Here is a 12,153-nt window from a genome sequence, read left to right as displayed (position 1 = left end):
ACCATGGCTCGCTCAGCCATTCATCGAGTTCTTGGTGGCGTGCTCCTGGTCCTCGTACGCGCCCCGGCTGGCTTCCGTCTTCTCACCGAACTTGTGGATGAGGTCGTGGAGCGCGTTGATGACATCCGACATATACGTCTGCATGTCGTCATGGGCTCCGGCCAGATCGGTCGCCTCGAGGAAATTGCTCCCGAAAGCCGACTTCGGAATCGTCGTGCTGTATTTCACCTTCTGGCTGGGTTCATCCATATCCGCCCGAAGATGCCTGAGCTGGCGTACGACGCTGTCCAGTTCGTCGAGATCGACCTTGAACCGCTCGCTCATGTCCTGCTCTCCCCGTTTCCATGCACCCCGTTCGTCCCCCTCGCGCCGCCGCGTGAAGCCGGGACGGTAAGGACTCCGTAAAGTCAATAAATTCTAGGGAGTTGAGGCCTGCCGGTGCAAGATCGAAAGTCATGATCTGTCCGATTTGGCGCAGGATGGCTCCGCACTTTGTAGGGGGGTTGTTATCTACGCGGCGCAATCCCTCCGAATTACCGATCAAGCCCGCAGCGAGGCCAGTTCGACCACCGTCACGTCCGGCGGCGCCCCCAGCCGTACCGGCGGCCCCCAGGCGCCCGCGCCGCGGGTGACGTAGAGCTGGGTGTCGCCGTAGCGCTCCAGGCCCGCGACGGTGGGGTTGGTGGCGGCGGCGACGTAGGTGAAGGGCCACATCTGGCCACCGTGGGTGTGGCCGGAGAGCTGGAGGTCCACGCCGAACCGCACGGTGTCGTGGATGGTGACCGGCTGGTGGGCCATCAGGACGACGGCACGGGACGGGTCCCGGCCGCCCAGGGCCAGGTCGTAGTCCGGGCCCGCGTGTTCGGCCTGGCCCGTGACGTCGTTGACGCCGGCGAGGTCGAAGCCGGGGAGTTCGGTACGGGCGTTCTCCAGCGGGTGGATGCCCAACTCCCTTATGTGGTCGACCCAGGGGGCGGCGCCCGAGTAGTACTCGTGGTTGCCGGTGACGAAGTACGCGCCGTGCCGGGAACGCAGCCCCCGCAGCGGTTCGGCGGCCGGTGCGAGGTCGGCGACGCTGCCGTCGACCAGGTCGCCGACGATGGCCACCAGGTCGGGGCCGGTGCGGTTGATGGTCTCGACGACCCGTCGGGTGTGCGCGCGGCCGAGGGTCGGGCCCAGGTGGATATCGCTGACGACGGCGATCCGGAAGCCGTGGGCGGCGCGCGGCAGTGTGGCCAGGGGGACGGTGACGCGCTTCACCGCCGGTCCGCGGAGGGTGGTCGCGGTGCCGTAGCCGACGGCGGCCGTGGCGGCGAGGGAGGCGCCGGCGGCGACCGCGCGGGCGAGGAAGAGGCGGCGGGGCGGGACGGCGAGCGGCGGCAGCGCGGGGGTGCGGGGCGGGAGGAGGGTGGGGGCCGAGGAGGGGGACGGGGCGCGGGGCGGATCGGGGGCCGTGCCGGGGGACGGTGCGGGGGCCGGGGCGGGGGCCGAGGGGGCCTCTTCGTCCGGCTCGCAGTCGTGGAGCGCCCGTAGCGCCACCGCCCGGACCACCTCCCCCACCAGCAGCGCCAGTGTGAGATAGAGCACCAGGGCCAGCCAGAGATAGCCGGGCCAGGCCAGTGCCTGCTGGAGGGGGAAGGGCGCGCCGGCGCGTTCGGCCGGCAGGGCGGCGAGGCTGGTCAGGGGGAGGACGAAGGCGGCGGCGGTGCCCGTACGGCGGAGCCGGCTGCCCGGCGTGGTGGGGTCACGGACGAGCCGGCACCACAGATAGCGGTGCACGCCCACGAACAGTCCGAGGACCGGGACCACGATCAGGGCGAAGATCACGGCGTCTCCCCGTGGCCGTGGTTCAGGAAGCGGACGAGGAGGGGGTGGTGGGCTGGTCGGGCTTGCCCTGTGCGGCCTCGCGGCGCAGGGCCCGTACGCCGCGGAACCCGATCACGCCAATCGCCGTCCCCAAGAGAAAGGAAGCCACCGCGAGCAGCAGATGGACCCAGAAGTAGGCGGTCGGGTCACCCGCAGCGTCGAAGGCGAGACCGCTCCCGTCCTTCCAGAGGTTTTTGACGAAAGTGATCCAGATGAACCAGCTCCACACCCCGAAGGCGAGCAGGAACCATGACACGGGGCGAGAGAGCTTCATAAGGTCCAGTATGGGCAGCGGCTCCATCCGGCGGGCGGGAGGGGCACTCTTCCGTGGGGTGCTGTCGGCGTCCCGGGCAAAGGCGGGTACGTTCACCGACGTGCCGACGACCTTCCGCGCTTCCACGGCTCCTACCGATCCGACCGCCTCGACCGCATCGGCCGCCTCGGCCGCACCCGGCAGTGCCGGGCGCGCGGCGCGCAACGGCTTCCCCCTGCGCACCGCCGCCGCGCTGGCCGCCTCCGGACTGCTCGCCTCCCCGCTGCTGGCCGGCACCGCGCACGCCGACCCCAAGACTCCCGCGCCGCCGGCGAAGATGTCGCAGATCGGCGGGGACCGGCTGGGCACGCCCGGCGTCCAGGTGGCGCCGGGGCCCGGCGCCCCGAAGCTGCCGGGTCCGGACACACTGACGGCCCGTTCGTGGATCGTGTCCGACGCCGAGTCCGGCAAGGTGCTGGCCGCCAAGAACCCGCACTGGCGGCTCGCGCCGGCCAGCACGCTGAAGATGCTGTTCGCCGACACGGTGCTGCCGAAGTTCCCCAAGAACGAGAAGCACACGGTCAGGCCCGCCGACCTGGCGGGGATGGGCGTCGGCAGCAGTCTCGTCGGGATAAAGGAGAACCTGAGCTATACGGTCCACGACCTGTGGCTGGGTGTCTTCCTGCGGTCCGGCAACGACGCGGTGCACACCCTGTCGGCGATGAACGGCGGGACGAAGGCCACCGTCACGCAGATGCAGCAGCACGCCAAGGACCTCAACGCCCACGACACCCATGTGGTGACCCCGGACGGCTATGACGCGCCGGGCCAGGTCTCCAGCGCGTACGACCTGAGCCTGTTCGCCCGCTCCGGGCTCCAGAACCCGGACTTCCGCGAGTACTGCTCGACGGCCAGTGCGCAGTTCCCCGGCGACAAGGGCAAGGACGGCAAGCGGGCGACGTTCGGCATCCAGAACACCAACCGGCTGCTGAGCGGCGATTACGACATGAAGCCGTACCCGGGGATCGCGGGGGTGAAGAACGGCTCCACCACCAACGCGGGGTCGACCTTCACCGGCTTCGCCCACCGCGGCGACCGCAAGCTCCTCGTCACGGTCATGAACCCGGAGAAGAAGGAGCACAACGAGGCCTACCGGGAGGCCGCCCAGCTGTTCGACTGGGGCTTCGCGGCCGCCGACAAGGTGGAGCCGGTCGGCCGGCTCGTCGGCCCCAGGAGCGAGGACGACGGCATGGGCGCCGTGGGAGCCAAGGACAAGGGCAAGGGCTCGCACGAGAGCACCCAGGCCGCGCTGAACGGCACCGGCAGCGCGGGCGGCGTCTGGACCGCGCTGGGCGTCACCAGTGGTGTGCTGGCGGTGCTGGCCGTCGTGGCGTTCGCCGTGCACCGGCGCCGGCCGCTGCCGGAGCTGCTGCGGGGCCGCGGGCCCCGGAAGTGACCGGAAGTGGCCGGAAGTGGCCGGAAGTGGCCCGGGGCGAAGCGGAGTTGATACGGGGCTGAGCCGAGCTGAGACGGCTGGGCTGGGCTGGGACTAGCTGGGCTGGGCTGGGCTGAGGCGGGCTGGGCCGGCGGAGGCCGGGCGGGGCGGTGGCCGCGACGCGCGCGGCCGGGGGCAGCCGAGGGCGGCCGACGTCACGCCGCCCGGGGCGGCCGCTCCTGTCCCTCAGGGCGCTCCGGTTCCTCCGGCCCGTCGGGCACCTCGCGCCCCTCCGTCCGCTCCGTCGGCTCAGGCCCGTCCGGCACCTTGAGCTCCTCGTCCTCCCCGCGTTCCTCCCCCTCCGTGGCCGTCCAGGAAGCGCAGTACACCAGCAGCTTCGCGGTGAAGTTGATCCACAGCAGCAGCGCGATCGGGGTGCCGAAGGCGCCGTACATGCTCCGGGAGGCGACGCCCTGGAGATAGCCGCTGAGCAGCAGCTTCAGCAGTTCGAAGCCGATCGCGCCGAGAAGGCCGGCGACCACGACGGCGCGGCGCGGCGGATGGACACCGGGGAGCCTGGTCAGTATGTAGGCGAGCAGCAGGAAGTCCGCGAGGACGGCGATCACGAAGCCGGCGACGGAGAGCAGGACGCTGCCGATGCCGCCCTCCGGCAGTCCGGTCGCCTCGGCCACCTTGCCCACCGCGGCGGACGCGAAGGTCGAGCAGGCGAGGGAGAGCACGGCGACACCGCCGACGCCGAGGAGCAGGACGCCGTCCCGGAGCTTGCCGAGGAAGAAGTTGGTCCGCTCGTTGTCCTTCTCCCACACGGCGCGCAGGCAGTCCCGCAGCGACTCGACCCAGCCGATGCCGGTGAGCAGCAGCGCGCCACCGGCGACCAGGCCGATGGTGGTGGCGTTGTCGACGAGTGCGGAGATGTGCAGCTGTGCCGAGATGCCGGGGAGCTGCTCGGCGATCTTGCCTTCCAGCTTGTGCAGCTGGCCGTCGCTGAGCAGCGCGGCGCCGATCGCCGCGGCGACGGTGAGCAGCGGGAAGAGCGCGACGAAGCTGGTGAAGGTGATCGCGGCGGCGAGCCTGGTCCAGTGCACCCGTAGCATCCGCTCGTAGGCGCGCCAGAGGTGAGTGGTCATCAGCCGGCTGACGGCCGGTCCGATCACCGGCAGTTTGCACAACCAGTCCATGGCGTTCCCCTCGTACGGTCCGCGGCGTTCGTTCGCCTCGCGTCCCTTGTGCCCGCCGGCCTGTGCAGGATGTTACGGCGACCGCTCCGGCCGGTCCGGAACGCCGGGGCGCGTCGTCCGGATCATGGCGGGCGCGCGGCGGGGTCAGGCGTCGCGGCGGGGTGAGGGGGGCCTGTGCCGGGAGGGGGGCGCCCCGGAAGCTGCCGCGGACGGTTCCCGGAGCCGCCGCGGACGGTGTTCCGGCAGCTGCCGCGGGCGGTATCCCGGTGGCCGGCTATCGGGCGCCGCGCCTGCCGCGCCGCGGGCGGGCAGCGGCGGTCAGCAGGAAGGTGCCGACGGCCGGGAAAGATCGGCGGCCTGGCGCGGGACGCCGGCCGACTGCGGCCCGAAGGGGTACTCCCGCTCCAGGCGCCACACCTCGTCCTGGCCCTGCTCGTAGAGCGCGAAGCCGCCGATCGTCCACGTCGCGCAGAAGTCCCTGAGCCCGTTCTGGGCGCGGTCCATGGCCTCTTCGTCGATGCCGTGGGCGACGGTCACATGCGGGTGGTACGGGAACTGGAGCTCGCGTGCGCAGGGGCCGGAGGCGGCGCGGATCCGGGCCTGGAGCGCGGTGCAGCCCGCCACGCCCTCGGCGACCTTGACGAAGACCACCGGGGAGAGCGGCCGGAAGGTCCCGGTGCCTTCCAGGCGCAGCGGGAAGGGGCGGCAGCCGGCCGCGACCTCGGCGAGGTGGCGCTCGATGGCGGGCAGCGCGTCGGCACCGACCTGCGTCGGCGGGAGGAGGGTGATGTGTGTGGGGATGCCGGGTGCGGCGGGATCCCCGAAGCCCTCGCGCTTCCTCTGGAGGAAGCTTCCGTATGGCTCCGGGACCGCGATCGAAACGCCCAGCGTTACGGTCCCCACTGTGTTCTCCCTCCTGACGCGTGTGCGGCGCGCTTGCGCACCCTCTTAGTGTGCCGGGTACGCGCCCTTCGCGGGGAGCGTCCTCGGTCCTCTTGTGAGCAGAGAGAGGGGCCCCCAACGGGCGGGGGCCCTTGCTCTGTGCGGTCCGCGCGGCCGGTACCGGACCGCCGGGCGGGCGCTCCCGACCGTGCGCGGACGGTCCCTCAGTGCTTGGCCGGCAGCAATCCGAGCCGGTCATAGGTGGTGGCGAGGGTCTCCGCCGCCACCGCACGGGCCTTCTCCGCCCCCTTGGCCAGGATCGAGTCCAGCGTCTCGGGGTCGTCCAGATATTCCTGCGTACGGTCCCGGAACGGTGTGACGAAATCGACCATCACCTCGGCGAGATCCGTCTTGAGAGCGCCGTACATCTTGCCCTCGTACTTCTGCTCCAGCTCCGCGATCGTGGTGCCGGTGAGGGTGGAGTAGATGGTGAGGAGGTTGGAGACGCCGGGCTTGTTCTCGGCGTCGTAGCGGATCACGGTGTCGGTGTCCGTGACCGCGCTCTTGACCTTCTTCGCGGAGACCTTCGGCTCGTCGAGGAGGTTGATCAGGCCCTTGGCGCTGGCGGCCGACTTGCTCATCTTGGCCGACGGGTCCTGGAGGTCGTAGATCTTGGCCGTCTCCTTGAGGATGTACGGCGCCGGCATCGTGAACGTCTCGCCGTAGCGGCCGTTGAAGCGCTCGGCGAGGTCGCGGGTCAGCTCGATGTGCTGGCGCTGGTCCTCGCCGACCGGGACCTGGTGGGCCTGGTAGAGCAGGATGTCGGCGATCTGGAGGATCGGGTACGTGAACAGGCCGACGGAGGTGCGGTCGGCGCCCTGCTTGGCGGACTTGTCCTTGAACTGGGTCATCCGGGACGCCTCGCCGAAGCCGGTGAGGCAGTTCATGACCCAGCCGAGCTGGGCGTGCTCGGGCACATGGCTCTGGACGAAGAGCGTGCAGCGCTCCGGGTCGAGGCCGGCGGCCAGCAGCTGGGCGGCCGCGATCCGGGTATTGTTGCGCAGCTCCGCCGGGTCCTGCGGCACGGTGATCGCATGGAGGTCGACCACCATGTAGAAGGCGTCGTGGGACTCCTGGAGGGCCACCCACTGGCGCACCGCACCGAGGTAATTGCCGAGGTGGAAGGAGCCGGCGGTGGGCTGAATGCCGGAGAGCACACGCGGACGTTCGAGAGCCATGCCATCGATTGTCTCAGGTCCTCAAGGGGCGGCGGCGCACGGTGGCGGAAGACGGGGAAGGGGCCCCGTTCCGGCGGCGCGTGGTGCGCGGGTACGGACGGAGCACCGGGCCCGGCGGCGGCCTGTTCGGCGCGGGTACGGACGGAGCCCGGGGCCCGGCGGCGGCCTGTTCGGGGCGGCCGGGAGCTGGAATCGTGGGCCCCAGTGGCTCCGTGCGGACCAGGCGGCGGGGGCGTACGGAGCGCGCACCGGCCGTGCGGGCGGCCCCGCGGGCGTGGTCCGCGCGCTCAGGGGCCCGTGCACCGCACCGGATTTTTGCCCCGATCTGTGAGGACCGCCGATGACCGACGCCCGCCGTCCCGCGCCCCCGAGCGGCACCGCCGCTCCCGCACCCGCCGACCGGGCGCCGCAGCCGCTCGCCCCCGGCGGCGCCGGCCGGGCCGCTGCCGACGCGCTGCTGCGGGAGGCCGGGGCGGTGGTCCCCGTACTGCTGCCCGGGGAGGTGCCCGCGGTCGCCGTCACCCGCCACGAGGTGCTGCGCGAGGTCCTCGCGCACCCCGAAGTCGCCAAGAACGCCTGCCACTTCGCCGCTCTGCACGACGGCACCGTGCCACCGGGCTGGCCGCTCACCACCTTCGCCACCGTCGACGGCATGACGACCGCCGACGGGGCCGACCACCGGCGGCTGCGCGGCCTGGTGACCAAGGTGTTCACCGCGCGGCGGGTGGCGGCGCTGCGGCCCCGGGTGGCGGAGCTGACGGCCGGGCTGCTGGACGGGCTGCCGGACGCCGCGGCAGCGGACGGCACGGTGGATCTGCGGCGGCACTTCGCCTATCCCCTGCCGATGAGTGTGATCTGCGAACTGCTGGGCGTGGACGCCGCGTTGCGCGACCGGCTGCACGAGCTGTCGAACCTGATCGTGAGCACGACCGGCTCGGCGGACGAGGCGCAGGCCGCCAACCGGGAGATCATCGCCGTCCTCACCCAGGTCGCAGAGGCCCGACGGGCGGACTCGGGCGACGATCTGACCAGCGCGCTGCTCGCCGCCCAGGAGGAGGACGGCGACCGGCTGAGCGCACGGGAGCTGGTCGGCACCCTGCTGCTGATGATCATCGCGGGGCACGAGACCACGCTCAACCTGATCACCAACGCGGTCCGGGCCCTGTGCACCGACCGCGCACAGCTGGAGCTGGTGCAGCACGGGCGGGCCACCTGGGACGACGTGGTCGAGGAGACGCTGCGCTACGACAGCCCCGTCGCCCACTTCCCGTTCCGCTACCCGGTCCGGGACCTGGAGATCGGCGGCACCCTCGTCCCCCGCGGCACCCCGATGCTGGCCTCCTACTCCGCGGCCGGCCGGGACCCGGACGCCTACGGACCCGACGCGGACCGGTTCGACGTCACCCGGCGGCCCGCCGCCCGGCACCTCTCCTTCGGCCACGGGCCGCACTACTGTCTGGGCGCGCCGCTGGCCCGGCTGGAGGCGACCGTCGCCCTGGAGGCGCTCTTCACCCGTTATCCGGCGCTGGATCTCGCCGTCCCGGACGCGGAGCTGCCGGCGCACCCGAGCTTCATCGGCAACAGCACCCACGTCCTGCCGGTCCGGCTCGCCGGCTGAGCAACGCCGTCCGGCTCACCGGCCGAACAACGGCCGGTGAGCCGGGCGCCCGGGAGCCGCGGACCTCAGTCCGTCGGCTCGGTCCGTCGGCTCAGTCCGTCGGCAGCCCCGGCGCCGGGTAGCCGGCCATCAGTTCCGCGACCTCTCCGCGGATCGCCGCCAGCGCCTCCTCGTCCCCCTTCGCCGCGGCCTGGACGCTGCGGTCGATCCACTCGGCGACCTGCGGCATCCGGTCCGTGCCCAGTCCGCGGGAGGTGAGGGACGGAGTGCCGATGCGGATACCGGAGGGGTCGAAGGGCTTACGCGGGTCGAAGGGGACGGTGTTGTAGTTGACGACGATGCCGGCCCGGTCCAGCGCCTTCGCGGCGACCTTGCCCGAAACGCCCTTCGAGGTGAGGTCGATCAGCACCAGGTGGTTGTCGGTGCCGCCGGAGACCAGGTCGTAGCCGCGGGCCAGCAACGCCTCGGCGAGCGCCTTGGCGTTGGCGACGACGGCGTGTGCGTAGTCGCGGAAGGACGGGGCGGCCGCCTCGCGCAGGGCGACGGCGATGGCGGCGGTGGTGTGGTTGTGCGGGCCGCCCTGGAGACCGGGGAAGACGGCCTTGTCGACGGCCTTGGCGTGGCTCGCCCGGGACATCAGCATGGCGCCGCGCGGGCCACGCAGGGTCTTGTGGGTGGTGGTGGAGATGACGTCCGCGTGCGGCACGGGCGAGGGGTGGGCGCCGCCCGCGATCAGACCGGCGATATGGGCGATATCGGCGACGAGTACGGCGTCGACCTCGCGGGCGATCTCGCCGAAGGCGGCGAAGTCGATGGTGCGCGGGACGGCGGTACCACCACAGAAGATGATCTTCGGGCGTTCCTTGCGGGCGAGGTCGCGCACCTCGTCGAAGTCGATCAGCGCGCTGTCCGGGCGTACGCCGTACTGCACGCCGCGGAACCACGTACCGGTCGCCGAGACGCCCCAGCCGTGCGTGAGGTGGCCGCCCATCGGCAGCGCCATGCCCAGCACGGTGTCGCCGGGCTCGGCGAAGGCGAGGTAGGCGGCGAGGTTGGCGGGCGAGCCGGAGTACGGCTGGACGTTGGCGTGTTCCACGCCGAAGACGGCCTTGGCGCGCTCGACGGCCAGCGTCTCGACGCGGTCGATGTTCTGCTGGCCTTCGTAGTAGCGACGGCCCGCGTACCCCTCGCTGTACTTGTTCTGGAGGACGGTGCCGGTGGCTTCCAGGACGGCGGCGGAGACGTAGTTCTCGCTGGGGATCAGTCGCAGCGTGTCGGACTGGAGCTGCTCCTCGGCGCCGACCAGCGCGGCCAGTTCGGGGTCGGCGGCGCTCAGCGCGGGGTGGGAAAGGGGCAGTGACATGGCGTTCCTCCGGGGCGGTCGATCGGTTCTTCCGGTCGGTCCCGGGGTGCCCAGGCGGGGCGGCACCTCGTGGTGGTTGCCGCACACCGCTTCCTCGAGGTTGCTTCCCCGTACGCCAGTCGCGGTGCGCACCGCAGAGTCTAGGACACCGTGCTCCCTGTCCGGCGGATCTTTGCAGGCCCAGGTGCCGGAGCGAGCGCAACAATGGAGGGGGACGCGGCGCCGTCCGCGCCCCAACGGCCTACCGAACGGAGTCCCCGGTGACGTCCACGGAACGCAGCATCGCCGCCGCCGAAGCCCACAGCGCGCACAACTACCACCCGCTGCCCGTCGTCGTGGCCACCGCCGAGGGTGCCTGGGTGACGGATGTGGAGGGCCGCCGCTATCTGGACATGCTCGCCGGGTACTCCGCGCTGAACTTCGGGCACGGAAACCGCCGGCTGCTCGACGCGGCCAAGGCCCAGTTGGAACGGGTCACCCTCACCTCGCGTGCCTTCCACCACGACCGGTTCGCCGACTTCTGTACGCAGCTGGCCGCGCTGTGCGGGATGGAACTGGTGCTCCCGATGAACACCGGCGCCGAGGCCGTCGAGACGGCGGTGAAGACGGCCCGTAAGTGGGGCTACAAGGTCAAGGGCGTACCCGACGGCCGGGCGAAGATCATCGTCGCGGACAACAACTTCCACGGCCGGACGACCACCATCGTCTCCTTCTCCACGGACCCCGAGGCCCGCGCCGACTTCGGCCCGTACACCCCCGGTTTCGAGATCGTCCCGTACGGCGATCTTGCCGCGATGGAGGCCGCCGTCGACGCCGACACGGTCGCGGTGCTGCTGGAGCCGATCCAGGGCGAGGCGGGGGTGCTGGTGCCGCCGCCGGGCTATCTGGCGGGCGTGCGGGAGCTGACCCGCCGCCGGAACGTGCTGTTCATCGCCGACGAGATCCAGTCGGGGCTGGGCCGTACGGGGCGGACCTTCGCCTGCGAGCACGAGGACGTGGTGCCCGACATGTACGTGCTGGGCAAGGCGTTGGGCGGCGGCGTGGTGCCGGTGTCCGCGGTGGTGTCCTCCCGTGAGGTGCTGGGCGTGTACGCGCCGGGCGAGCACGGCTCGACCTTCGGCGGGAACCCGCTCGCCTGCGCGGTGGCGCTGGAGGTGCTGGCGATGCTGCGGACCGGCGAGTTCCAGCAGCAGGCCGTGGAGCTGGGCGAGCATCTGCACAGCGAGCTGGGGCTGCTGGTGGGCGGCGGCGCGGTGGACGCGGTGCGCGGCCGCGGCCTGTGGGCCGGCGTGGACATCAACCCGTCACGCGGCACCGGCCGGGAGATCTCCGAGCAGCTGATGGCGCGCGGCGTACTGGCCAAGGACACCCACGGCGCCACGATCCGGCTCGCGCCGCCGCTGGTGATCAGCAAGGAGGACCTGGACTGGGGCCTCCACCAGCTGCGGGGCGTGCTGGAGGCATAGGGGCCGGCGGCCGGTCCCTGTTCGTCCGCCCTTCCTTGTTCCCCGACGCTCCTCTTCCCCCCTCTCCTCTTCCTCCTCTTCCCCTCTTCCTCCCCTTCCGCGTCTTCCTCCCCTTCCGCGTCTTCCTCCTCTCCTCTTCCTCCCCGCCGACCGGTCAGGTCTGGCCGCGGGAGGCGGCGGCGATCCCGTCGAGCTGTTCGCGGTCCCAGGTGAACGACCCGTCGTCCAGGGAGGCGAGGATGCCGTTGACCCATTCCAGTTCGGCGTGGGCGACCGCGCGCAGGTATTCGCTCTCGATCAGGGCCACGCGCGGGAGCGCCCGGCCCTCGGCCTCGGTGGCGAGTTCGGCGTCGAGTTCGGCGAGGCGCCGGGCGAGGTGTTCGCGTCGCTGGTCCAGCAGGTCATGGGCGGCTCGCGGGGTGAGCAGCGGCAGGAAGGACAGGGCGGCCGGGAACTCCGGGTACTCGTTGCGGGGAGTGGACAGGATTTCGGCCAGCCACTGGCGAGCGGCGTCCCGTCCCGCGTCGGTGAGGCGGTAGGTGGTGCGTTCGGGGTAGCGCTCATCGCGCTCGGTGTCGCCGACGGCGATCAGCCCGGCGTCTTCCAGGCGGGCGATCGTGCGGTACAGGCCGGCGCGCTGGCCGACGTTGACGACCTGGTCCTTGCCCCACTGCTTGATCAGGCGCTGGATGCCGTAGGGGTGCAGAGGGCCTGCCTCCAGCAGGCCCAGGACCGCCAGGGCCAGGGGGGAGCGGCGGAATGTCGAGGTCACGGGTTCACGATACCGCGCACTAACCTCACCGCAACTAGTTGCACTGCACCTAGGTGCCATG

Annotated in this window: 11 protein-coding genes and 1 riboswitch; of the genes, 3 read left to right on the top strand and 8 right to left on the bottom strand. The window is 71.8% G+C overall.

What is annotated here, in order from left to right; all coding sequences use genetic code 11:
* Positions 1-12: 12 nt before the first annotated feature.
* The 3 genes from K7C20_RS23070 to K7C20_RS23060 all read right to left on the bottom strand — a co-directional run bounded on the left by K7C20_RS23070 (position 13) and on the right by K7C20_RS23060 (position 2,140).
* The gene (locus tag K7C20_RS23070; protein WP_030086972.1) at positions 13-324 is read right to left on the bottom strand and encodes a hypothetical protein; all 312 of its coding nucleotides are present in this window, start codon (positions 322-324) and stop codon (positions 13-15) included.
* Positions 325-540: 216 nt separating this feature from the next.
* On the bottom strand, positions 541-1,827 hold the full coding sequence (locus K7C20_RS23065) for a metallophosphoesterase (protein ID WP_222892653.1): 1,287 nt from the start codon (positions 1,825-1,827) through the stop codon (positions 541-543).
* Positions 1,828-1,849: 22 nt separating this feature from the next.
* A complete protein-coding gene (locus K7C20_RS23060) occupies positions 1,850-2,140 on the bottom strand; it encodes an SCO4848 family membrane protein (RefSeq protein WP_030088482.1) in 291 nt (96 codons plus the stop codon).
* A gap of 10 nt (positions 2,141-2,150) precedes the next feature.
* Here K7C20_RS23060 and K7C20_RS23055 point away from each other — a divergent pair, with 10 nt between their 5' ends.
* Complete coding sequence (locus tag K7C20_RS23055; protein ID WP_030088480.1) at positions 2,151-3,575, top strand: D-alanyl-D-alanine carboxypeptidase family protein; 1,425 nt, start codon at positions 2,151-2,153, stop codon at positions 3,573-3,575.
* Between the two features lie 194 nt (positions 3,576-3,769).
* On the opposite strand, the gene K7C20_RS23050 is transcribed toward K7C20_RS23055, so the two are convergent.
* From K7C20_RS23050 to trpS, 3 genes are all read right to left on the bottom strand, one after another.
* Positions 3,770-4,753, bottom strand: a complete 984-nt coding sequence (locus K7C20_RS23050; RefSeq protein ID WP_048830309.1) for a YihY/virulence factor BrkB family protein — start codon at positions 4,751-4,753, stop codon at positions 3,770-3,772.
* A 318-nt stretch (positions 4,754-5,071) separates the two neighbouring features.
* On the bottom strand, positions 5,072-5,656 hold the full coding sequence (locus K7C20_RS23045; RefSeq protein WP_030088478.1) for a 2'-5' RNA ligase family protein: 585 nt from the start codon (positions 5,654-5,656) through the stop codon (positions 5,072-5,074).
* A 203-nt stretch (positions 5,657-5,859) separates the two neighbouring features.
* Positions 5,860-6,873 (bottom strand): tryptophan--tRNA ligase, encoded by a 1,014-nt coding sequence (trpS, locus tag K7C20_RS23040; protein WP_030088477.1) that lies wholly within the window; start codon positions 6,871-6,873, stop codon positions 5,860-5,862.
* Positions 6,874-7,213: 340 nt separating this feature from the next.
* Between trpS and K7C20_RS23035 the strand changes: the two genes are divergently transcribed.
* The gene (locus K7C20_RS23035; RefSeq protein ID WP_053208622.1) at positions 7,214-8,491 is read left to right on the top strand and encodes a cytochrome P450 family protein; all 1,278 of its coding nucleotides are present in this window, start codon (positions 7,214-7,216) and stop codon (positions 8,489-8,491) included.
* A gap of 91 nt (positions 8,492-8,582) precedes the next feature.
* Here the strand turns inward: K7C20_RS23035 and K7C20_RS23030 are convergent, their stop codons facing one another.
* Positions 8,583-9,854: a serine hydroxymethyltransferase gene (locus K7C20_RS23030; RefSeq protein WP_030088475.1), complete on the bottom strand. Its 1,272-nt coding sequence runs from the start codon at positions 9,852-9,854 to the stop codon at positions 8,583-8,585.
* Between the two features lie 41 nt (positions 9,855-9,895).
* Positions 9,896-9,987: riboswitch (ZMP/ZTP riboswitch) on the bottom strand.
* Positions 9,988-10,114: 127 nt separating this feature from the next.
* Here K7C20_RS23030 and rocD point away from each other — a divergent pair.
* Positions 10,115-11,320: an ornithine--oxo-acid transaminase gene (gene rocD / locus K7C20_RS23025; protein WP_053208621.1), complete on the top strand. Its 1,206-nt coding sequence runs from the start codon at positions 10,115-10,117 to the stop codon at positions 11,318-11,320.
* 154 nt (positions 11,321-11,474) lie between these two features.
* Here rocD and K7C20_RS23020 read toward each other — a convergent pair whose 3' ends face one another.
* On the bottom strand, positions 11,475-12,092 hold the full coding sequence (locus K7C20_RS23020; RefSeq protein WP_030088472.1) for a PadR family transcriptional regulator: 618 nt from the start codon (positions 12,090-12,092) through the stop codon (positions 11,475-11,477).
* Positions 12,093-12,153: the final 61 nt, after the last annotated feature.

This window comes from Streptomyces decoyicus (assembly GCF_019880305.1).
GTDB classification, from domain to species: domain Bacteria; phylum Actinomycetota; class Actinomycetes; order Streptomycetales; family Streptomycetaceae; genus Streptomyces; species Streptomyces decoyicus.
The sequence above is the reverse complement of the archived record's forward strand: the minus strand, read 5'-3'. Positions and strand labels throughout refer to the sequence as shown.